The 20,071-nt window shown below is 67.1% G+C and carries 20 protein-coding genes; 9 read left to right on the top strand and 11 right to left on the bottom strand.

The features are described from left to right. The first annotated feature begins 49 nt into the window (after window positions 1-49). The 4 genes from RKE40_RS19790 to RKE40_RS19775 all read left to right on the top strand — a co-directional run bounded on the left by RKE40_RS19790 (window position 50) and on the right by RKE40_RS19775 (window position 3,190). Window positions 50-616 carry a hypothetical protein gene (locus tag RKE40_RS19790; RefSeq protein ID WP_316019936.1) on the top strand — a complete coding sequence of 189 codons (567 nt, stop codon included), beginning with the start codon at window positions 50-52 and terminating at the stop codon, window positions 614-616. Window positions 617-819: 203 nt separating this feature from the next. Continuing rightward, window positions 820-2,046 (top strand): dual-specificity RNA methyltransferase RlmN, encoded by a 1,227-nt coding sequence (rlmN, locus tag RKE40_RS19785; protein ID WP_316019935.1) that lies wholly within the window; start codon window positions 820-822, stop codon window positions 2,044-2,046. A gap of 2 nt (window positions 2,047-2,048) precedes the next feature. Beyond that, entirely contained in the window at window positions 2,049-2,528 is a 480-nt protein-coding gene (locus RKE40_RS19780; RefSeq protein WP_316019934.1) for a hypothetical protein, read from the top strand. A 314-nt stretch (window positions 2,529-2,842) separates the two neighbouring features. Further along, the gene (locus RKE40_RS19775) at window positions 2,843-3,190 is read left to right on the top strand and encodes an RcnB family protein (RefSeq protein WP_316019933.1); all 348 of its coding nucleotides are present in this window, start codon (window positions 2,843-2,845) and stop codon (window positions 3,188-3,190) included. A 25-nt stretch (window positions 3,191-3,215) separates the two neighbouring features. Here the strand turns inward: RKE40_RS19775 and ggt are convergent, their stop codons facing one another. Further along, window positions 3,216-4,979 (bottom strand): gamma-glutamyltransferase, encoded by a 1,764-nt coding sequence (gene ggt / locus RKE40_RS19770; protein ID WP_316019932.1) that lies wholly within the window; start codon window positions 4,977-4,979, stop codon window positions 3,216-3,218. 141 nt (window positions 4,980-5,120) lie between these two features. On the opposite strand from ggt, the gene RKE40_RS19765 reads away from it, so the two are divergent. The 3 genes from RKE40_RS19765 to RKE40_RS19755 all read left to right on the top strand — a co-directional run bounded on the left by RKE40_RS19765 (window position 5,121) and on the right by RKE40_RS19755 (window position 7,336). After that, window positions 5,121-5,732 (top strand): LemA family protein, encoded by a 612-nt coding sequence (locus RKE40_RS19765; RefSeq protein WP_316019931.1) that lies wholly within the window; start codon window positions 5,121-5,123, stop codon window positions 5,730-5,732. A 226-nt stretch (window positions 5,733-5,958) separates the two neighbouring features. After that, window positions 5,959-6,726: a TPM domain-containing protein gene (locus tag RKE40_RS19760; RefSeq protein WP_316019957.1), complete on the top strand. Its 768-nt coding sequence runs from the start codon at window positions 5,959-5,961 to the stop codon at window positions 6,724-6,726. 1 nt (window position 6,727) lies between these two features. Beyond that, the gene (locus RKE40_RS19755; protein ID WP_316019930.1) at window positions 6,728-7,336 is read left to right on the top strand and encodes a TPM domain-containing protein; all 609 of its coding nucleotides are present in this window, start codon (window positions 6,728-6,730) and stop codon (window positions 7,334-7,336) included. Window positions 7,337-7,378: 42 nt separating this feature from the next. On the opposite strand, the gene RKE40_RS19750 is transcribed toward RKE40_RS19755, so the two are convergent. The 10 genes from RKE40_RS19750 to RKE40_RS19705 form a co-directional block, all read right to left on the bottom strand. Next, the gene (locus RKE40_RS19750; protein WP_316019929.1) at window positions 7,379-8,131 is read right to left on the bottom strand and encodes a DUF1223 domain-containing protein; all 753 of its coding nucleotides are present in this window, start codon (window positions 8,129-8,131) and stop codon (window positions 7,379-7,381) included. Window positions 8,132-8,199: 68 nt separating this feature from the next. Continuing rightward, on the bottom strand, window positions 8,200-9,180 hold the full coding sequence (locus tag RKE40_RS19745; RefSeq protein WP_316019928.1) for a lipid A biosynthesis lauroyl acyltransferase: 981 nt from the start codon (window positions 9,178-9,180) through the stop codon (window positions 8,200-8,202). A gap of 212 nt (window positions 9,181-9,392) precedes the next feature. Next, on the bottom strand, window positions 9,393-10,415 hold the full coding sequence (locus tag RKE40_RS19740) for a zinc-binding dehydrogenase (protein ID WP_316019927.1): 1,023 nt from the start codon (window positions 10,413-10,415) through the stop codon (window positions 9,393-9,395). A gap of 76 nt (window positions 10,416-10,491) precedes the next feature. After that, window positions 10,492-11,238 carry an SDR family NAD(P)-dependent oxidoreductase gene (locus RKE40_RS19735; protein ID WP_316019926.1) on the bottom strand — a complete coding sequence of 249 codons (747 nt, stop codon included), beginning with the start codon at window positions 11,236-11,238 and terminating at the stop codon, window positions 10,492-10,494. Beyond that, on the bottom strand, window positions 11,235-12,518 hold the full coding sequence (locus tag RKE40_RS19730) for a beta-ketoacyl-ACP synthase (RefSeq protein ID WP_316019925.1): 1,284 nt from the start codon (window positions 12,516-12,518) through the stop codon (window positions 11,235-11,237). The genes RKE40_RS19735 and RKE40_RS19730 overlap by 4 nt, the downstream gene beginning before the upstream one ends. A 12-nt stretch (window positions 12,519-12,530) precedes the next feature. Continuing rightward, window positions 12,531-13,661 (bottom strand): beta-ketoacyl-ACP synthase, encoded by a 1,131-nt coding sequence (locus RKE40_RS19725; RefSeq protein ID WP_316019924.1) that lies wholly within the window; start codon window positions 13,659-13,661, stop codon window positions 12,531-12,533. A 2-nt stretch (window positions 13,662-13,663) separates the two neighbouring features. Then, complete coding sequence (locus RKE40_RS19720; RefSeq protein WP_066473698.1) at window positions 13,664-14,125, bottom strand: 3-hydroxyacyl-ACP dehydratase FabZ family protein; 462 nt, start codon at window positions 14,123-14,125, stop codon at window positions 13,664-13,666. A 279-nt stretch (window positions 14,126-14,404) separates the two neighbouring features. Next, window positions 14,405-14,686: an acyl carrier protein gene (locus tag RKE40_RS19715; RefSeq protein ID WP_066473700.1), complete on the bottom strand. Its 282-nt coding sequence runs from the start codon at window positions 14,684-14,686 to the stop codon at window positions 14,405-14,407. 257 nt (window positions 14,687-14,943) lie between these two features. Further along, complete coding sequence (gene acnA / locus RKE40_RS19710) at window positions 14,944-17,643, bottom strand: aconitate hydratase AcnA (protein ID WP_316019923.1); 2,700 nt, start codon at window positions 17,641-17,643, stop codon at window positions 14,944-14,946. A 357-nt stretch (window positions 17,644-18,000) separates the two neighbouring features. Further along, window positions 18,001-18,582 carry a hypothetical protein gene (locus RKE40_RS19705; protein WP_316019922.1) on the bottom strand — a complete coding sequence of 194 codons (582 nt, stop codon included), beginning with the start codon at window positions 18,580-18,582 and terminating at the stop codon, window positions 18,001-18,003. 184 nt (window positions 18,583-18,766) lie between these two features. On the opposite strand from RKE40_RS19705, the gene ccmA reads away from it, so the two are divergent. Both ccmA and ccmB read left to right on the top strand, forming a co-directional pair. Further along, window positions 18,767-19,402, top strand: coding sequence for a heme ABC exporter ATP-binding protein CcmA (gene ccmA, locus RKE40_RS19700; protein WP_316019921.1), 636 nt, complete (start codon window positions 18,767-18,769; stop codon window positions 19,400-19,402). Continuing rightward, window positions 19,399-20,067, top strand: coding sequence for a heme exporter protein CcmB (gene ccmB / locus RKE40_RS19695; RefSeq protein ID WP_316019920.1), 669 nt, complete (start codon window positions 19,399-19,401; stop codon window positions 20,065-20,067). Before ccmA ends, ccmB begins: the two co-directional genes overlap by 4 nt. Window positions 20,068-20,071: the final 4 nt, after the last annotated feature.

Genomic DNA, 20,071 nt, shown 5'->3' with positions numbered 1-20,071 from the left:
CGCATAGCCTCCATTTGGCGTTAAGATTTTTGATGATTAGTGGCGATCCATGATTCGCAAGCCGGCTCCCTCCTCCGCCCGCCGCCCGTTGACGGCGGCCGTCCTCTTCGGCCTTACGGCGCTGGCACTGCTCGCGCCGGGCTCGGCCATGGCGCAGCGCGCCTCCAGCGGCCAGGGGCAGGCTCTCCTGCTCGAGACCGCCGGCAAGTGGCAGGCCTTCTCCTCGCAGCAGGGCCGCTCGAAGATCTGCTACGCGCTCTCCAAGGCCGAGAGCCGCTCGCCCGCCAACCTCAAGGATGTCGAGGGGCTGCTGTTCATCTCGAACCGGCCGACCGAGGGCGTGCGCAACGAGATCAGCCTGGTGATGAATTTCGACCTCAAGGAAGATGTCGAGCATCAGGCGATCATCGGCAGCGAGCGCTTCGTCCTCGTCGCCAAGGGCCAGAATGTCTGGCTGAAGAACCCGGCTGAGGAAGGCCGCATGCTCGACGCGCTGCGCAAGGGTTCGGCGCTCGAGATCAAGGGCACCTCGAAGCGCGGCAACCCGACCAGCGACAAATATTCGCTGGCCGGCATCTCCCAGATCGTCAAGCGGGCCGAGGACGCCTGCAAATAGCGCCCGCTCGCTTCGGAGAGCCCGGCTTTCGCCGGGTTGGCCGGGTCGGAGTGGCCTTTTCGTTTGCTGTCGATCGCGTCCGTTTTCGCGGGTCGGACGTCCATGCATGCCTTGCCGCTCGCTCGTGATTTCACGATGCCGCGTTTTCATGCTATGAGCCGCGGAAATTCAGGGCCTGGTGGCCCGTTTCGAACCGAGTTCCGATGACTGTTACCGCTCTTGAGTCTACCGCTCCGGCGGTCGAACCCGTTTTGCGGCGCCCTTCGCTGGTCGGCCGCACGCGCGCCGGCATGGCCGAGGCGCTGGCCGAGATCGGCGTTCCCGAGAAGGAGCGGCGCATGCGCGTCGGCCAGCTCTGGAACTGGATCTATCATTACGGCGTCCGCGATTTCGCGGCGATGACGACGATCGGCAAGGGCCTGCGCAGCGCGCTCGCCGAGCGCTTTACGCTCGACCTGCCGGAGGTGACCGCCGAGCAGGTCTCCAGCGACGGCACCCGCAAATGGCTGCTGCGCATGGCGCCCACGGGCCCACGTGACCGTGGCGCCGAGATCGAGTGCGTCTACATCCCCGAGGTCGACCGCGGCACGCTCTGCGTCTCCAGCCAGGTCGGCTGCACGCTGACCTGCACCTTCTGCCATACCGGCACGCAGCGCCTGGTGCGCAACCTCACCACCGAGGAGATTGTTGCCCAGCTGATGGTGGCGCGCGAGCGGCTCGGCGACTTTCCGAACCGCAGCGCCCCGGACGGCGCCTTCGTGCCGAATGATGGCGGGCGCTTCGTCTCGAACATCGTTTTCATGGGCATGGGCGAGCCGCTCTACAATTTCGACGGCGTGCGCGAGGCGATCGACGTGATCGCCGACAATGAGGGGCTTTCGCTCGGCCGTCGCCGCATCACCGTCTCGACCTCCGGCGTGGTGCCGCAGATCGGCCCGCTCGGCGACGATATGGGCACGATGCTGGCGATCTCGCTGCATGCGGTGCGCGACGAGCTGCGCAACGAGCTCGTGCCGCTCAACAAGAAGTACCCGATCAAGGACCTGCTCGAGGCCTGCCGCAACTATCCCGGCCTGTCGAACGCCAAGCGCATCACCTTCGAGTATGTGATGCTGAAGGGCGTCAACGACAGCGACGCCGATGCGCGCGAGCTGGTGCGCCTGCTCAAGGGCATCCCGGCCAAGATCAACCTGATCCCGTTCAATCCCTGGCCCGGCACCAAATACGAGTGCTCGGACTGGGAGCGCATCGAGCGCTTCTCCGAGATCGTCTTCCGCGCCGGCTATGCCTCGCCGGTACGCACACCGCGCGGGCGCGACATCCTCGCGGCCTGCGGCCAGCTCAAGAGCGAGACCGAGAAGCTCTCGGCCCGCGCCCGGCTGATGCTGGAACAGGGCGAGGCCGAGCAGCCGGCGGCGCTCGCGGGCTGACCATGCTGCGCTGGCTGCTGCTGATCCCGTTCGCGCTGCTTTTCGCGATCGGCGCCGGGATGTTCGCGCTGCTGATCGCCAGCGTGATCTCGCCTGATCTCGGCCTGCTGATCGGCGGCGGCTTCGAGCGGCTGATGGCGGCCCTGTTCGACATGGCGGCGCAAGGCTTCGATCCAGGCCCGGCAGCGGATGCGGCGTTCTCGCTGCTCGGCCGGCTCGGCTTTGCGATCCTGGTCGCGCCGGTCCTGCTCGTCGCCATCGGCTCCGAGCTTTTCCGCCTGCGCAGCGGGTTGATACAGAGCGGGCTGACCGGCGTGCTCGCGGCGCTGCTGCCGCTCGCCATGCTCGGGCTGTCTCGCGTGCCGACCGTTGCGGAACTGCAGATCATCTCCGCGCTGTTCCTAGTCGGAGCGGCGACCGGTTTCGTCTACTGGGTGATCGCCGGGCGCGGGGCCGGCGGGGAACGGGCGGATCCAGCCTGACCCCGAAAGGACGCGAAGCGCGTCCGCAAACTCTGCGAAGCGCTTTGCGATCGCTGCAGAGCTGGCAGCAGCCAAACCAAAGCTGATTCCCCCGCCTCGCCATTCCGGACGCGCCTTGCGATGGATTCCGGTGCTCCGCGCCGCACCAGCCGGAACGACGGCGAAGACGATCGGACCGTGCTGCGGAGCGCAGCTTTCCAGTCAGGATAGAATAACTCCAGCTGTCCTGAGCATTACAGAACATTAATGGAACGGTTCAGATTCGGTTCATACCCGACGGCTAAATTATACCTATCGAACAACGGAGTTTAGCCATGTTCAAGCGTTCCATTATTCTTGCTTCGAGCTTTATCGTCATTGCTTCTTCTGCAGCTGTTGCTCAGCCGCGTTATCATGGGTCCAGCTCCAATTCCTACTATGTCGAGAAGAAGGTCATCCATGTTCCCGCTCGCGGCCATGTCCGCCAGAAGGAGGTCCGCCATCATCGCTGGGCGAAGGGCCAGCGCATGAACGACTGGCGCCGGCACAGCCAGGTGCGGGACTATCACCGCCATGGCCTGCGCACGCCGGGCCGCGGGCAGACCTGGGTCAAGGTCGACAACAACTACCTGCTGCTGAGCATGGCGACCGGTCTGGTCGCGGCGGTCACGGCGGCACGGTAAAGCCGGGAAACAGGGCGGTCGGGGTTCAATCCCCGATCGCCACGCCCTCGCGCCTTCCATCGGCACCGCCGAGATAGCCAGCCGGCGTCTTGACGATGGCCTGGATGCCCGAGGTCATGTCGAGCAGGCGGACCTCATGGCCCTTGGCTTCCAGTGCCGCCTTCCAGGCTTCGGCCTCGGTGCCTCGTTCCAGTTCGGTCGGGCCGTTGCGGCTGCCGAAATTGCCGAAATCGACGGCTTGCTGCGGATCCATCTTCCAGTCGAGCAGGGCGACCAGCGTCTTGGCGACATAGCCGATGATCTGGCTGCCCCCGGGCGAGCCGGTGACGGCATAGAGCCGACCGAAAGCGTCGAAGACGATGGTCGGCGCCATCGAGGAGCGCGGCCGCTTGCCGGGCTCGACGCGGTTGGCGACGGGCTTGCCGTCCTCGATCGGCGCAAAGCTGAAATCGGTCAGCTCGTTGTTGAGCAGGAAGCCGCCCTTGGTCATCAGGCGCGAGCCGAAACCGTCCTCGATCGTCGTGGTCATCGAGACGGCGTTGCCCGCCGCGTCGACCACCGAGATATGGCTGGTGCCGTTCTCAATCCCGTCCGAGGGGGCGAGCAGTTGGGCGCGCTTGTTCGGCGGATCGCCGGCGACCGCCTTGCCCATCGACTTGCCGGGATTCACCAACTCGGCGCGGCCGCGCAGATAGCCCTCGTCGATCAGCCCGGTGGTGGGGACGCTGAGAAAGGCAGGGTCGGCGAGGTAGAGCGCCCGGTCGGCGAAGGCGAGACGGCCGGCCTCGGCGAACCAGTGCGCGGCTTCCGGGCCCGGGCCGAGCCGCGCCATGTCCGCCTTCTCGACGATGCCGAGAATCTGCAGGACGGCGACGGCGCCGGAGCTCGGCGGGCCCATGCCGCACAGCGTGTAGACGCGGTAGCGCCCGCAGACCGGCGCGCGTTCCTCGACCGTGTAGCCCGCAAGGTCTTCGAGCGTGATGTCGCCGGGATTCTCCTTATGGCCGGTGACGGCGGCGACGATGTCCTGCGCGATCTCGCCTTCATAGAACGCGTCGGCGCCGCGCCCGGCGATGGCGCGCAGGGTCGCGGCGAAGGCCGGGTTCTTCAGCACGGTTCCGACCGCCTTGGGCTTGCCATCCGCCTCGTAGAAATAGGCGGCGGCGCGCGTGTCCTTGATCAGGTTCTTCTCCAGAGCCAGCAGGCCGTGGAGCCGGGGCGAGATCGCAAAGCCGTTCTCGGCCAGCTTGATCGCGGGCGCGAACAGCTCGGACCAGGGCAGCTTGCCCCAGCGCTCATGCGCCTCCTCGAGCAGCTTGACCGTGCCGGGCACGCCGACCGAGCGCCCGCCGACCACGGCGTCGACGAACTTCATCGGCTTGCCGTCAGGGTCGATAAAGCGATCCGGCCTTGCCGCCTTCGGCGCGGTCTCGCGCCCGTCCAGCGTGGTCAGGCGCTTGCCCGCTTCATCCCAGTGCACGAAGAAGGCGCCGCCGCCGATACCGGAACTCTGCGGCTCGACCAGATTGAGTACCAGCTGGATCGCGATCGCTGCGTCTGTGGCGCTGCCTCCGGCCCGCAGGATCTCGCGTCCGGCAGAGGCGGCGAGCGGGTTGGCGGCTGCCGCCATGTAGCGCTGCGCGGTGCCCAGCGTCCGTGCGGTGCGGCCGGTCGCGGCCTCCGGCGGCGGGGCGAGGCCCTGCTGCGCGGCGACGGGAGCGCCCAGCGCGAGCCAGAGCCCGGCCACGGGCAGCGAAAATCCGGCCAGGAGGGACAGGGTACGCGGCATGGTGCATTCCTCTCGCCTTGCGCCGGCTAAGACTAGTCCCAATCGCCCCGGTCGCGCCATGCTCGGCGTGTCTTTGATCTGCCTCGCGGCGCGGCTATGGTCGGCTGTCGGATTCTTCCGCTCCAGCCAAGGTTTCGCCCCATGGTTCTCCTCGCCCCATCGCCGGCCTTGCGCCGCTCCTTCGCCCTGCTGCTGGTCGGTCTGCTCGGCCTCGCGCTCGCCGGCTGCGGCTACAACAACGTGCCGACGTTGGAGGAGAAGGCGAAGGCGGCCTGGGGCGAGGTGCAGAACCAGTACCAGCGCCGCGCCGACCTGATCCCGAATCTGGTCGAGACCGTGAAGGGCTATGCCCAGCAGGAGCGCGAGGTGCTGACGCAGGTGATCGAGGCCCGCGCCAAGGCGACGCAGGTCAAGGTCGATGCTTCGACCATCACCGACCCCGCCAAGTTCAAGGAATATCAGGATGCGCAGAACCAGCTCTCCGGGGCGCTCGGGCGCCTGATGGTCACGGTCGAGCGCTATCCCGATCTCAAGTCGAATCAGAATTTCCTCGCCCTGCAGTCGCAGCTGGAAGGCACCGAGAACCGGGTGACGGTCGCCCGCCGCGACTACATCCAGGCGGTGCAGGCCTTCAACACCGAGATCAGGACCTTTCCGGGCGTGATCTGGGCGCGCCTGTTCTGGGGCGCCAAGCCGATGGAGAGCTTCGCGGCGACGACGGGCGCCGAGCGGCCGCCGGCGGTGAAGTTCTGACTTAAGTCCTTCAATGGACTCTGCCGATCGTGGGCAAGCGCAGGGAACCCTTCTCCCAAGCGGGAGAGGGCCAGGGGTGAGGGCTCGCCCTTTCCGGAAGAGGAGCAGCGGCGTGGTTGTGCCTTCTGCGGAAACGGCAGGCCCGCATCCGGCGCTCCGCGCCACCTTCTCCCAGCGGGGAGAAGGAAAGAAGCCGGCTCGCCCTGTCAGTGCGGCATGGCTCGCCCTGCTGATCTTCCTCCTCTTCCCGTTTTTCGCCGCCGCAGCCGAGCCGAGCTACCCGGCGCTGAGCGGGCGAATCGTCGATGGCGCGAAGCTGCTCGATGCCGAGGCCAGCGCCCGCATCGCCGGGAAGCTCAAGGCGCATGAGGACAAGACGACCGACCAAGTCGTCGTCGCGACCGTGCCGTCCTTGCAGGGGCTGAGCATCGAGGATTACGCCAACGGGCTGTTCCGCGCCTGGGGGCTCGGCGACAAGGCCAAGAACAATGGCGCGCTGCTGCTGGTCGCACCGAACGAGCGCAAGGTCCGCATCGAGGTCGGCTACGGGCTCGAGGGGGCTCTGACGGACGCGCTCTCCAAGGTCATCATCACCACCGCGGTGGCGCCGAAGTTCAAGAACGGCGATTTCGCCGGCGGGATCGAGGGCGGGGTCGACGCGATCCTGTCGATCCTGACCGGCGATGCCGAGGAATGGCAGCGCCGGGCCCAGGTCAGGGAGGACGAATCCTCCTGGGCCGAGGACCTCGCCGTGATCTTCGTCATGATCATGGTGTTCATCCTGATCGTCAGCTTCATGCGTGAGCTCGGCCGGGCGAGCGGCGGGGCGCGCCGGCATCGTATGCGCGACGGGCGCTGGGTGACGCTGCCGCCCTCGGGCGGCTCCGGCTGGAGCGGGGGCTCTTCCTCCGGGGGCTGGAGCTCGGGCAGTTCGGGCGGATTTTCGGGCGGCGGCGGCTCGTCCGGCGGCGGCGGGGCGTCTGGAGACTGGTGAGATGCTGAATTCCGAGGATCGCGATGCCATCGCCGAGGCGGTGCGCGAGGCTGAGCGACGCACCTCCGGCGAGATCGTGGTGGTGGTCGACCGGGCTGCCGGCAGCTATCTCGCCGTGCCGGTGGTTCTGGCGCTTGCCGTCGCCTTGTTCGTGCCCTGGCCCCTGCTCGCGCTGACGATGACGAGCGCGCCGCGGATCTTCCTGCTGCAGCTGATTGCGGCGGCGCTGCTGCTCGCCGTGCTGCTCTGGTATGGCCGCGGCGGACGCTTCGTGCCCGGCTTCGTCAAGCGGCGCCATGCGCATGAGACGGCGCTGCGCGAGTTCACGGCACGCGGTTTGACATTGACGCGCGGGCGGACCGGCGTGCTGCTCTATGTCGCCGTGCAGGAGCGCTATGCCGAGATCGTCGCCGACGCAGGGATCGACGGCAAGGTCGACGATGCCACCTGGAAGGGGATCATCGAGCCGCTGCTCGCCGCTGCTCGCGAGGGCCGGCTGCGCGAGGGGCTGGAGGCTGCGGTCGCCTCGGTGGGCCAGGTCCTCGCCGCCCATGCGCCGCCAGCGGCGGACGATGTCGACGAACTCCCGAACAAGGTGGTGATCCTCTAGATCGCTACGCGCCCGATCCGGCGCGAGGCATCGGGCGTTCGCTCAGCGCGCGGCGCCCAGAATCGTACCGGCGAGAATCGGGCCGCCACGCTGGTGCTGGTCGGTCTGTACCAGCACGACGTAGGCGTCGGCGTTGGGCTGCTGGGTCACCGAAAGAGGCGCGGTCAGGGTGACGGCTGAGCCCGACCAGTCGCCGACCCGGGTCACGCCACGCACGACATTGGCATAGGTGACGGTCTTTCCGGAGTTCTCGCCGCGCTCGATCGGCACCGCCGTCGCGCGGCTGAAGGCGACGACCCAGACCCCGGCCGGCTTCTCGCTCGCGCTCGCCTCGTTCGGGGTTAGCGCGATCTGCAGTTCGCCACCGGCTTCCTTGAGCGACACCTTGACCGGAAAGCCGGTCGTACCCTGTTCCTGGACGAGCTTCTCGATGCCCTTCCGATCCGAGCCGACGATGTGGCTGGTGCCGTTGACCACGGCCTGCGGCGTGTAGACCTGTCCGTCGCCACGGGCCTTGGCATAGAGCTTCTGCCGTTTGGTGAAGGCCGGCTGGCCGAGGGTGTCCTTCCAGCCGAGATAGTCCCAATAGGTCACCGGAAAGGAGAGGGTGATCAGCCCGGGATCCTTGGCGAGTTCGACGAAGAGCGCATCGGCGGCCGGGCAGGAGGAGCAGCCCTGGCTGGTGAAGAGCTCGACCACCGCTTTCGGCTGCATCGGCGCCTGCTGGGCAAGCGCCATAGGTCCGCCCAGAAGCAGGGCGGCGAGCGTGGCGAAGAGGCGGTTGCGGACAGGCATCGGTTTCAGCTCAGGACCAGATACAAGCAGGCCGCTACCAAAAGCGCCAGTGCCCGGTCACTTGGAAATCACTTTGCCTTGAAAACCGGGGCGATCGGCGCTCTTTCCCCAAATTGCCGCAAGGCGTCGGCGCCGATCATGTTCGGGCGCCAGCGCCGGTGCATCCAGAGCCATTGCTCGGGATGCTCGCGGACCCAGCCATCGACCACGGCGGTCATCATCGCCATGGCGCCGGTGACGTCGATCTCGCCATTGGCGTCGCGCGGCAGGTCGAGTGGCGGCGTCAATTCGATCCGGAAGCGGTGGTTCGGCAAACGGATGACGCGCACACCATGCACGGGGCATTCGAAGCGACGGGCGAACTTGCCGAGGATCGGATTGGTCAGCGCCGGCCGCCCGAGGAAGGGGACCACGACGCCGCGGGTGAAATGCTGGTCGATCAGCATGCCGAGATGGCCGCCATTCTCGAGCACGCCCTGCATGGCGAAGGCCGCGCCCTGCTTGGCGGCGGCGAGCCCGCCCATCGCGCCCGAGCGGATCTCGTGGACGACGGCGGCGATCGCCGGATCGTTCGGGGCGCGGAAGACCGCGGTGGTGTCGAGATCATAGGTCGCGGCGCAGATCGCCGGCAGTTCCCAATTGCCGAGATGGGCGGAGAAGATCAGCCCCGGCTTGTCGTCGTCCTTCAGCGCGATGAAGTGCTCGATGCCGACAACCTCGACCCGGCCGTTCGGATCGGGATTGTGGTAGTCATAGTCGAACAGCGTCTTGAGATGGGCGTATTCGGCGACGGTGCGGCCGAGGTTCTCCCAGCCGCCGCGGACGAGGCGTCTGGCCTCCGCATCCTCGATACCCGGGAAGGCGGCGCGGACATTGGCATAGGCGACGCGGTTGACCGGTATCAGCGGGCTCACGCTGCGCAGGAGCCAGCCGCCGAGATTCGAGGCCCGTTCCGGCCCGAGCGCGCGCAGGAACGCGAACAGGCCCCGCACCAGCCCGATCATCAAGCCTGCGCCGAGGCGCGTCGCGAACTGCTTCAACCGCTTCAATCTACGAGCCCGGCCCCATAGGCGCGGGCCGGACCCGCCGCCGGATCACGGCGCATGCGGCCGACAGCGGCCGAATGCGCAAACGTGATCGATTTCCAAATCCGGCACCCTGCCGCCGCGAAAGCCGCTGCCGGCGGCGTTGGCAAGGCACCGGGGCGCGACTTGCGGGATCATGGCCGGCGCGTCAAGTCTCGCCGGCGCATGGGCCGGGCTCAGAGCGTGACGATGACCTTGCCGAAGACCTTGCGGCCTTCGATCCGGGCGAGGCCCTTCTCGAACTCCGCAAGCGGGTAGACCGAGTCGATCACCGGCTTCATGCCGGCTGCCATCTTGTCGAGCGACTGGCTGATGTTCTCCATCCGGCAGCCGAAGGAGCCGAAGATCCGGTACTGCTGCTGGAAGAGCTGCATCAGATTCATCGTGGTCGAGGGGCCGGAGGTGGCGCCGCAGGTGACGAGCCTGCCGCCGCGCTTTAGGCAGAGCAGCGAGCCGTTCCAGGTGTCGGCCCCGACATGCTCGAAGACGACGTCGACGCCCTTGCGCTTGGTGAGCTGGCGGACCTCGCCCTCGAAACGCTCGGTCTTGTAGTTGACGACGAAGTCGGCGCCGAGCGCCTTGGCCTTGGCGCCCTTCTCGTCGTCGCCGACCGTGGTGTAGACGGTGCAGCCGATCGCCTTGGCCATCATGATCGCGGCCGTGCCGATGCCGGAGCCGCCGGCATGGACGAGGATCGACTCGCCGGGCTCGAGCCTGGCATTGTCGAACAGCATGTGCTGGACAGTGCCGAAGCCGATCGGCGCGCAGGCCGCCTCCTCGAAACTGACGCCCTTCGGCGCCTTGATGACGAGGCGCTCGGGCCGGTTGATGATCTCGCGGGCGAAGCCATCGATATGGAAGCCCATGATCCCGGCGACGTTCTCGCAGAGATTGTCGCGGCCCTCGCGACAGGCCTTGCAATGGCCGCAGGTCTCGGCGCCGTACATGGTCACCGTGTCGCCCTCGCGGAAGCGCGAGACGCCCTCTCCGACCGCGACGACCTCGCCGGCGGCCTCGACGCCCGCAGCCTGCGGCATCTTGCGCTTGGCGAAGGCCATGCCGCGAAAGCCCCAGAGATCGAGATAGTTCAGGCCGACGGCGCGAACCCGGATCTGGACCTCGCCCGGAGCGGGCGGCGGCGGCGGCTCGATCTCTTCGAGACGAAGGTCGCGGTCGCCATGGAGCTGGAGGGAACGCATGGGATGAGAGCCTTTCAGAGCCGGCGCGCGCCCGCAGGCGGCGCCGGCGATTTGTTTCACGTGAAGCGCCGGCGGGCTAGCGATGCACGCCCATCTGCGCCGTCAGCCCGCCGTCGATCGGCAGGACCGTGCCGGTGATGTAGGCGGCAGGCGGGCTCATCAGGAAGGCGGCGAGACCGGCGACCTCTTCCGGCTTGGCAAAACGGCCGGCCGGGATCTGGCTTTCCATCTTCTCGCGATAGGCGGCATAGGGCGCCATCATGTCGGTGTCGACGAAGCCTGGCGCGATCACGTTGACGGTGACGCCGCGCTTGCCGGTCTCGACCGCGAGCGTGTTGGCATAGGAGATCAGCGCGCCCTTGGAGGCGGCGTAGGCGGCATTGCCGGGGTTGCCGCGCAACGCCGCGACCGAGCCGATCGCGACGATGCGCCCGGCCCTGGCCCGGACCATGCCGCGCACCAGGCTCTTGGCGAGACGGGTGAAGGCCCAGAAATTGACCTGCATCGCCGCCTCGGCCTTGTCCTGCACCATCATCGCGGCAAGCGAATCATAGGGCTGGCCGGCATTGTGGGCGAAGCCGAAATACCCTTCGTCCTCGGCCTTCTCGCAGAAGGCATCCAGCGCCGGCTTGTCCGAGAGATCGAGAGGCAGGGCACGGATCGTGCGGCCGGACTGTGCCTGCGCGATCTCTGCGGCAAGCGCCTGCGCCTGTTCGCCCGAGGAGCGATAGGTGAAATCGACATCGTGGCCGGCGCTCGCCAGCGCACGCACGATCGCGGCGCCGACACCTTTGGCGCCGCCGGTGACCAGGATCCGCGTCATGATGCCTTGGGCTCCGCGGTCAGGACGAGGCAGGTGTTCTGGCCGCCGAAGCCGAACGAATTCGACAGCACGGTGCGCACCTTGGTGTCGCGGGCCTGGTTCGGCACGACGTCGAGCGCGATCGCGGCGTCCGGCTGCTGGTAGTTGATGGTCGGCGGGATCCGGCCATTGGCGATGGTCAGGAGCGAGATCACCGCCTCGACGGCGCCGGCGGCGGTCAGCGTATGTCCGAGCATCGACTTGTTCGAGGAGATCGGCAGGCTGGCCATGCGCTCGCCGAACACGGCCGAGCAGCTCATCGCCTCCATCTTGTCGTTCTCCGGCGTCGAGGTGCCGTGCGCGTTGATGTAGTCGACATCCTCCGGCGTCAGCCCGGCATCGGCGAGTGCGTCCTGCATGGCGAGGATCGCGGGCTTGCCGTCCGGGCTCGAACGGGTGCGGTGGAAGCCGTCGCCGCGCTCGCCGCATCCGGCGACGATCCCGAGAATGGTCGCGCCGCGGGCCAGAGCGTGGTCGTAATCCTCGAGCACCAGCGCGCCGGCGCCCTCGCCCATGACGAAGCCGTCGCGGTTCTTCGAGAATGGCTTGGCGGCTGCTTCCGGCGGGTCGTTCTGGGTCGAGAGAGCCGAGAGCAGCGAGAAGCGGATCAGCGCCTCGGCATGAACCGAGCCGTCGGTGCCGATGCACAGGGCAGCCTGGGTCTCGCCGCGGCGGATCGCCTCGACGCCCATCTGGATCGCGGTCGCGCCCGAGGAGCAGGCAGTCGAGAGCGAGATCGGCGAGCCCCTGGTGCCGAACTTCTCGGCGATGTGCTCGGCGACGCCGCCGAACAGGAAGAGCTCGTGCATCGCCTTGTATTTGTGGGTCGCGGCAGCGCGCAGCAGCGCGTCGTAATCGGCGTCGCCCTCGATCGTCTGGGCGATCTCCTGCTTCTGCGGCCATTCCATTTCGACCGGCGGCACCGCCATGAAGAGTTCGCCGGGAAAATCGCCTTGCTGACCGAGCCCGCTCTGGCCGACTGCTTCCTCGGCGGCCAGCGTCGCCAGCTTCTCGGAGAGCTCCGGAGCCGCGAAGGGCCGGTCGAAGACGAAATCGACCGTGGCCGCAATGGTGGTGCGCAGTCCCTCGGTCGGGAAACGCTCGATGCGGTGGATGCCGGAGCGGCCGGCGGTCAGCGCTTCCCAGTTGGCGTCCTTGCCCTGGCCGAGCGAGGTGACGAGGCCGAGGCCGGTGACGGCGACGATGGGACGGCCCTGGCTGTCGCGATGGCTAGCGGTCATGTCGAACCTCCCTCACGCCTTGACCAGCCGGGCGGCACCTTCGCCGCGCCAATGGGCGGCGCCGGTGACGATGGCTTCGGCTGCGGCGCCGGTGGACAGGGCGGCGGCGGCGAGCGCCACCGAAACCGGGAAAGCGGCCTCGACCGCGTGGCCGACGAGATCGCCGGACGCAACACGCTTCGCCTTGGGTGCGGCGGCGGCGATGGCGGCGGCCTCCTCGGCGGTGATCTCGGCGCAGCCGGTCGCGGCCGACACCGCGAGAGCGCCGGGCGCGACAGCTCCGAAGCCGCCGAGCAACTGATCGAGCCCTTTGGCGACCGAGCCGGGTTGGCGCCGGCTGCGATGCGCGCCGACATGGCTCAGCCGTGCATGGGCATGGGCACCGCGCGCCTTGGCGTGCTCCGCCGATTCCAGCACCAGGAAGGCGGCGGCGCTGCCGGTGATCATGCCGGGCGCATCCTCACGGGCGAATACGGGAGCGAAGCCGCCGGTGCGCAGGAAGCCACCCAGCTCGAAGAGCAGCAGCATGTCGCGGCGCTCGGCGTTGTAGGCGCCGCCGACGAGCATCACCTGCGCCTGGCCGGAGGCGATGCGGGCATGGGCGGTGCGGATCGCATCGACGCCGGCCTGCTCCTCGCCCATGAAGGTGCGGGAGGCGCCGGTGACGCCGTGGACGATAGCGATGTTTCCGGCGAGCAGATTGGAGAGCTGGGCGAGGAACAGCGTCGGCCTGAGATCGCCCATCAGGCGCTCGTTCAGGAAGGGGCCGGGCTGATTGGCGCCGCGCAGGCCGGTGAGGATCGCGCTGTCGACGGCGTGGTCGCGCTCGCCGCCGCCGGCGGCGACAATGACCTGCAATTCGCTCTTGATCTGCGCATCGTCCTTCAGCCCGGCGGAGTCGAGGGCGAGGCCGGCGGTGTAGACGCCGAGGCGCTGCCACGGCTCCATCTGGCGCTGATCGGATTTCTTGGGGATCTGCCGGTCGAGCTCGAGCGGCTTCAGCGGGTGCACCGGATAGGGCGCGAAGCTGGCTTCGTCGACGATCGGGGCCGTGCCCGCGGCGAGCGCCTGCGCATGCGGCTCGATGCCTTCGCCGAGGCTGGAGGCGAGACCGATGCCGGTGATGAGGACGTCATGTACCATGGTCAGGCCGCTTCCGGGTTCAGGCCGATGGCGGCGATGCGCGCCTCCATCAAAGCGCGCATGTCGGCGGGGAAGGGCATCAGGCGGAAGCGCAGCTCGGCATCGCAGATCGGCTTGCCGTCGATCGTGATCTTCGCCTTGGTCGCAGCGTAGCCGGAGCCCTCATGGACGAGCTCGGCGCTGACGTCGAGCACCGCCTGCGGCTCGACGAAGGTGCGGAAGCGCGCCTTGTCGACCATCATCAGGAAGGGCATCTGCGAGAGGCGGTTGAGCGCCAGCAGCAGATAGCCGGAGGCCTGGGCCATGGTCTCGGTCAGGAGCACGCCGGGAACCAGCGGGTGGCCGGGAAAATGGCCTTCGAAAACCGGGCTCGCAGCAGGCACGGTCGAGCGGGTGACGATGCGCTTCTCCGCCGGAACGAAGCTCGCGACCTGATCGATCATGTCGAAATATTCGAGGCGCATGCATTTCCAACCGGTTAGAGCCGGACGCCGTCGGGCGAAGCGCATGGCGTTCGCCCGAGACCGGAACCGTCTCTCATGAATAGAGCTGGAGCGGCATGCGAAAAACCGGTTGCCGCCTTTTCGCATTCCGCTCCAGGCGCCGTGACGCGGAGACCAGCCCCTCGCCGCAGCGCTTCAGCGTCCTGCTCTATCGGTTGCGCCGGCCGCGCTCAAGGCCGCCGGGCGGATCGGCCGCTCCGGCAGGGTGACTATCGGACTGAATTGTCCAGGTGGTGGCGCTCAGGCCGCCTTGGCGGCGACGAGATCGTCGATGCGCTTGCAGAGGTTTTCGAGCACGAAATACTGCTCGGCGGGCGCCTTGCCCTCGTTGACTTCCTGGGTCCACTGCTCGAGCGGCAGCTTGATGCCGAAAGCCTTGTCGATCGCGAAGGCGATGTCGAGGAAGGCGAGCGAATCGATGCCGAGATCGTCGATGGCGTGGCTCTGGGGCGTGATCTTCTCGCGCGGAATGTCGCAGGTCTCGGAAATGATGCCGGCGACCGTCTCGAACGTGGCGGACATGCGGGTGCTCCCGTCGTTTTCAATGATGAAGGCGGATGGCATCCGGGCGCGGAAAGGTCCCGCGCCTGCCCCAAGCCCCCCGCCGAGGAATGGCTGTGATCGCCCCCTTACACCTCGGTGCAGAATTGGACAACCTTGAGGCGCTGCAAGAACAGAACGCCCGGCTTGCAAACCGGGCGTTCCGAGGGACGGACAAGACGCCGCCAAGTCTTTGCCGCGAAGTCTTCGCCGAGACCTTGCGGCCTCGGCGCTTCGGCTCAGGCGGCGATGCCGCGCAGCACGTAGTGCAGGATGCCGGCGTTCTTGAAGTAGTCGAGCTCGTCCAGCGTATCGATGCGGCAGAGGATCGGCACCTTCTTGACCTTGCCGTCGGCCGAGGTGATCTCGGCTTCGAGCATCTGGCGCGGCTTGACGGTCGCCAGGCCCTTGATGGTCACGGTCTCGTCGCCCTTGAGATCGAGCGAGGCCCAGCTCGTGCCCTCGGCCAGGGTGAACGGCACCACGCCCATGCCGACCAGGTTCGAGCGGTGGATGCGCTCGAAGCTCTGGGCGATCACGGCCTTGACGCCGAGCAGGTTGGTGCCCTTCGCAGCCCAGTCACGCGAGGAGCCGTTGCCGTATTCGACGCCGGCGAAGATCACCAGCGGCACCTTCTCGGCCGCATAGCGCATCGCAGCGTCGTAGATCGGCAGCTCTTCCTTGCTGGGATAGTGGATGGTGTAGCCGCCCTCGCGCCCGTTCGGCCCCATCATGTGGTTGCGGATGCGGATATTGGCGAAGGTGCCGCGCATCATCACCTCATGGTTGCCGCGCCGCGTGCCGTACTGGTTGAAGTCGGCGACGGCGACGCCGTTGTCCATCAGGTACTTGCCCGCGGGCGAGGCGGCCTTGATCGAACCGGCCGGGGAGATGTGGTCGGTGGTGATCTTGTCGCCGAACAGGCCGAGGATGCGGGCACCCTGGATGTCGGTGACGGCGGCCGGCTGGCGGCTCATGCCCTGGAAATAGGGCGGGTTCTGCACATAGGTCGACTTGTCGTCCCAGGCATAGGTCTGGCTCCTGGGCGCATCAACCGCCTGCCAATGCGCGTCGCCCTTGAAGACGTCGGCATATTTGGCCTCGAACATCGCGCGGGTGACGTTCTGCTGGATGAAGCTCTGGATCTCCTTGTTGGAGGGCCAGATGTCCTTGAGATAGATCGGCTGACCGTCCTTGCCGGTGCCGAGCGGCTCCTTGGTCAGGTCCATCTGCACCGAGCCGGCGAGCGCATAGGCGACGACCAGCGGCGGCGAGGCGAGGTAGTTCGCCTGCACGTCGGGGGAGACGCGGCCTTCGAAGTTGCGGTTGCCGGAGATCACCGCGCCGGCGATCAGGCCCTGCTCGTTGATCGCCTTGGAGATCGGCGCCGGCAGCGGGCCGGAATTGCCGATGCAGGTGGTGCAGCCGAAGCCGACCAGGTTGAAGCCGAGCGCGTCGAGATCGGTCTGCAGGCCGGACTTGGCCAGGTACTCGGCGACGACCTGCGAGCCGGGCGCCAGCGAGGTCTTGACCCAGGGCTTCACCGAAAGCCCCTTTTCGACCGCCTTGCGGGCGAGCAGGCCGGCAGCCATCAGCACCGACGGGTTGGAGGTGTTGGTGCAGGAGGTGATGGCGGCGATGACGACGTCGCCATGGCCGAGATCGAAGGACTGGCCCTCGACCGGGACGCGGCGGGCGATCTCGGCGGCCTTCTTGTACTCGGTCTCCATTGCGGCGGCGAAGCCGGCCTTGACGGCGGAGAGGTCGACGCGGCCCTCGGGGCGCTTCGGACCGGCCATCGAGGGCTGCACCGTCGAGAGGTCGAGCTCGAGCGTGTCGGTGAAGATCGGGTCGGCGGTCTCAGGGGTCGCGAACAGGCCCTGCGCCTTGCTGTAGGCCTCGACCAGGGCGATCCGGTCCGACTTGCGGCCGGTCGTGGTGAGATAGTCGATGGTCTCGGAGTCGACCGGGAAGAAGCCGCAGGTCGCGCCGTATTCCGGGCCCATATTGGCGATGGTGGCGCGGTCGGCCAGCGTCAGATTGTAGAGGCCGGGGCCGAAGAACTCGACGAACTTGCCGACGACGCCCTTCTTGCGCAGCATCTGGGTGACGGTGAGCACGAGGTCGGTCGCGGTGATGCCTTCGCGCAGCGAGCCGGTCAGCTTGAAGCCGATCACCTCGGGCAGCAGCATGGACTGCGGCTGGCCGAGCATCGCGGCTTCCGCCTCGATGCCGCCGACGCCCCAGCCGAGGACGGCGAGGCCGTTGACCATTGTGGTGTGCGAATCGGTGCCGACCACGGTGTCGGGATAGGCGACCTCGACCTCGACGCCGTCGATCGTCTCAGAGCGGGTCCAGACGGTCTGGGCGAGGTATTCGAGGTTGACCTGGTGGCAGATGCCGGTGCCGGGCGGGACGACGCGGAAATTGTCGAAGGCGCCCTGGCCCCATTTCAGGAACTTGTAGCGTTCCTCGTTGCGCTCGTATTCGAGCTCGACGTTCTGCGCGAGCGCCTTGGGGGTGCCGAACTCGTCGACGATCACCGAATGGTCGATGACGAGGTCGACCGGGACGAGCGGGTTGATCTTGGCAGGGTCGCCGCCGAGAGCCACGACGCCGTCGCGCATCGCGGCGAGGTCGACGACGGCGGGAACGCCGGTGAAGTCCTGCATCAGCACGCGCGCGGGCCGGAAGCCGATCTCCTTGCCGGCCTTGCCCTTGTCATCGGCCCAGGCGACGAACGCCTCGATATCGGCCTTGGTGACGGAGCGGCCGTCCTCGAAGCGCAGCAGGTTCTCGAGCAGCACCTTCATCGAGAAGGGCAGGCGCGAGATGCCGGGCAGGCCGTTCGCCTCGGCGTCCGGCAGCGAATAATAGGTGTAGGTCTTGCCGCCGGCGGTGAGTGTGCGGCGACATTTGAAAGAATCGAGCGAGGCCATATCGGCTTACATCCTGATCAAGGGGTTGCGGTCGCGAGCCGGAGACCCTTGCGGAATCAGCCGGTCGAAGGCCTATTGCGCATGACGCGCGCGCCGCCCCGGGAGTGCCCGAGCCCCGCGCCGGATCGGCGTGCGGCGTAGCCACGGGTTCTATAGATCAATTCCAAGAAGGCCGCTACAGGGTCGATGCGCGCTCCGCGAGGGCCGGCATGTTCGAGGAAAAGCGCCCATTTCGGGATGCGGTGTTCCGGTTGAAGGCCCCCTGCGCCGATGGTCGGCATTTCTCTGACTGTCGATGCTCAGCTTGCGATCGCTAGTCGGGGTGGGCGTCCAGATTCCAGCGATCAGCCGGCGAGGCTATCGCCGGATGTCTAGAGGAAATGAGCAGGCGATGATTGGGTTCTGGAAGTCGTAGTATTCGTTCAATTGAGCGATAATCGGGTTGAGATATATGATTATTCTGCAGAATAGTCTTGAGTTTTCCATGGTGAATCTGTCGTTTGTACCTTTGACGATGTAAACATTATACGCAGAATCGTACTTGTATAATTGGGCTGCACGCTCGGGCGTCGTCTCTCGCTTCTTGAAAGATTCGGCGATAGACCGCGGCGGTTCAGGGTCATATATCGATAGGACATTGTCGACTATTTTATAAAATCTGAGATGGTCCTTGTTCGTGTCGGAGGTGACCTTTCCGTCGCGATGGAATCGAAGATCGATCATCGTCGCCTTCAGGCTGTCTTCTGTGGAGGCGTCCAGATTCTTGATGAAGGGCTTCATCCTTTTGATGTCGAAAACGAACTTGGCGCTGGGAATCGTTCGTACGAGTTCATCCTCGCCGATTATTTCAGCTCCTCTCAGTTTGGATAAATACCCCTTCTGGTCCAGAACCGGCAGTATATAGATTATCAACGCAATGATCGCGGCGATGGTGATCATTTTTTTCATATCAATACCTATGCCCTATTTCGTTGTTCTGGACTGCGGGCGCCTGTTGCGAGCCAGTGACCGCTGACGATAATGAAGCATCTCTGCTCGCCGGTGGTGGGGAGCGGGCGTAGGTGGTGCGGCCTTACCATTTTTGATGTTTATGCCGCGTAAATGCGGGCCTATTGGCGATGCGATGTCCGATCTCTCCGAATCATCCGCGCGGTTCCCGCCCTTCGGGGTCGATGTCACGGATTTGTCCTGCCGGCGCGGCGGGCGAATGATCTTCGAAGGCGTCGGCTTCCGGCTCGGCAATGGCGAGGCGGTGGCGCTGACCGGACGCAACGGCGCCGGCAAGTCGAGCCTGATCGCGATGCTCTGCGGGCGCTTGCGGCCGGAGGCCGGGACGATCCGGCTCGAAGGGCTGGGCGAGACGCCGCTCACCGAGGCGGCCCATCTCGTCGGCCATCGCGACGGGCTGAAGAGCGCGCTGACGGCGACGGAGAACCTTCGCTTTGCCCAGGATCTGCTCGGCGGTGCCACCGCGACGCCGGAACAGGCGCTGGAAGCGGTCGGCCTGCCCCATGTCGGCGTGCTGCCGGTCGGCTATCTCTCGGCGGGGCAGAGGCGGCGGGTGGCTCTGGCGCGGCTGCTGGTGGCGGCGCGGCCGATCTGGCTGCTGGACGAGCCGGCGGCGGCGCTCGACGTCAACGCGCAGGCGATGCTGATAGGGCTGATGCAGGAGCATCTGGCCGCCGGCGGGGCGATCCTGGCGGCGACGCATGGCCCGCTCGGCATCGATGCCGCGCGCGAACTCAGGATCGGGCCGTGAGGCGCGCCTTCCTCGCCGTGCTCAGGCGCGACCTTGCTCTGGCTGCCCGCGCCGGCGGCGGCGGCGAACTCGCGCTGGTCTTCTTCCTGACTGTGGTCGTGCTGATCCCCTTCGCGCTCGGGCCGGACCTCAATCTCTTGTCGCGTATCGGCCCGGCTATCCTCTGGCTGGGGGCGCTGCTCTCGACCTTGATCGGGCTCGACCGGCTGTTCCAGGCCGATGAGGAGGACGGCTCGCTCGAACTGATGCGGGCTTCGCCACTGCCGCTCGAGCTCGCCGTCTTCGCCAAGGGGCTGGCGCACTGGCTGACGACCGGGCTGCCGCTGGCGCTGGCGGCGCCGCTGCTCGGCCTGCTCGTCGCCTTGCCGGCCGATGCGATCCTGCCCTTGGTCGCGAGCCTCGTTATTGGAACGCCGGCGCTGAGCTTCATCGGCGCTTCGGCGGCGGCGCTGACCGCGAGCCTGCGCCGCGGCGGCTTGATCCTGCCGGTGATCGTTGCGCCGCTGACGGTGCCGGTGCTGATCTTCGGCGTCTCGGCGGTCGACGCCGCACGCGGCGGGCCGCTGCCGGCCGGCACGCCGCTGCTGATCCTCGGCGCGATCACGCTTTCTGCGATCGTGGTCGGCAGCATCGCCGCCGCGGCTGCGCTGAGGCAGTCGGAATAGAGCC

The sequence above is a fragment of the Allobosea rubneri genome, from assembly GCF_032464875.1.
GTDB lineage: Bacteria > Pseudomonadota > Alphaproteobacteria > Rhizobiales > Beijerinckiaceae > Allobosea > Allobosea rubneri.
This window is presented reverse-complemented; position numbering and strand designations above follow the sequence as displayed.

Bases quoted from the DNA above. Each gene is read 5' to 3' on its own strand.
- rlmN (WP_316019935.1), top strand. From the start codon at position 820: ATGACTGTTACCGCTCTTGAGTCTACCGCTCCGGCGGTCGAACCCGTT.
- RKE40_RS19740 (WP_316019927.1), bottom strand. From the start codon at position 10,415: ATGCGTTCCCTCCAGCTCCATGGCGACCGCGACCTTCGTCTCGAAGAG.
- acnA (WP_316019923.1), bottom strand. From the start codon at position 17,643: ATGGCCTCGCTCGATTCTTTCAAATGTCGCCGCACACTCACCGCCGGC.
- RKE40_RS19720 (WP_066473698.1), bottom strand. From the start codon at position 14,125: ATGCGCCTCGAATATTTCGACATGATCGATCAGGTCGCGAGCTTCGTT.
- RKE40_RS19715 (WP_066473700.1), bottom strand. From the start codon at position 14,686: ATGTCCGCCACGTTCGAGACGGTCGCCGGCATCATTTCCGAGACCTGC.
- RKE40_RS19780 (WP_316019934.1), top strand. From the start codon at position 2,049: ATGCTGCGCTGGCTGCTGCTGATCCCGTTCGCGCTGCTTTTCGCGATC.
- ccmA (WP_316019921.1), top strand. From the start codon at position 18,767: ATGTCCGATCTCTCCGAATCATCCGCGCGGTTCCCGCCCTTCGGGGTC.
- RKE40_RS19705 (WP_316019922.1), bottom strand. From the start codon at position 18,582: ATGATCACCATCGCCGCGATCATTGCGTTGATAATCTATATACTGCCG.
- RKE40_RS19750 (WP_316019929.1), bottom strand. From the start codon at position 8,131: ATGCCTGTCCGCAACCGCCTCTTCGCCACGCTCGCCGCCCTGCTTCTG.
- RKE40_RS19730 (WP_316019925.1), bottom strand. From the start codon at position 12,518: ATGACCGCTAGCCATCGCGACAGCCAGGGCCGTCCCATCGTCGCCGTC.
- RKE40_RS19765 (WP_316019931.1), top strand. From the start codon at position 5,121: ATGGTTCTCCTCGCCCCATCGCCGGCCTTGCGCCGCTCCTTCGCCCTG.
- ggt (WP_316019932.1), bottom strand. From the start codon at position 4,979: ATGCCGCGTACCCTGTCCCTCCTGGCCGGATTTTCGCTGCCCGTGGCC.
- RKE40_RS19775 (WP_316019933.1), top strand. From the start codon at position 2,843: ATGTTCAAGCGTTCCATTATTCTTGCTTCGAGCTTTATCGTCATTGCT.
- RKE40_RS19735 (WP_316019926.1), bottom strand. From the start codon at position 11,238: ATGACGCGGATCCTGGTCACCGGCGGCGCCAAAGGTGTCGGCGCCGCG.
- RKE40_RS19790 (WP_316019936.1), top strand. From the start codon at position 50: ATGATTCGCAAGCCGGCTCCCTCCTCCGCCCGCCGCCCGTTGACGGCG.
- RKE40_RS19755 (WP_316019930.1), top strand. From the start codon at position 6,728: ATGCTGAATTCCGAGGATCGCGATGCCATCGCCGAGGCGGTGCGCGAG.
- RKE40_RS19725 (WP_316019924.1), bottom strand. From the start codon at position 13,661: ATGGTACATGACGTCCTCATCACCGGCATCGGTCTCGCCTCCAGCCTC.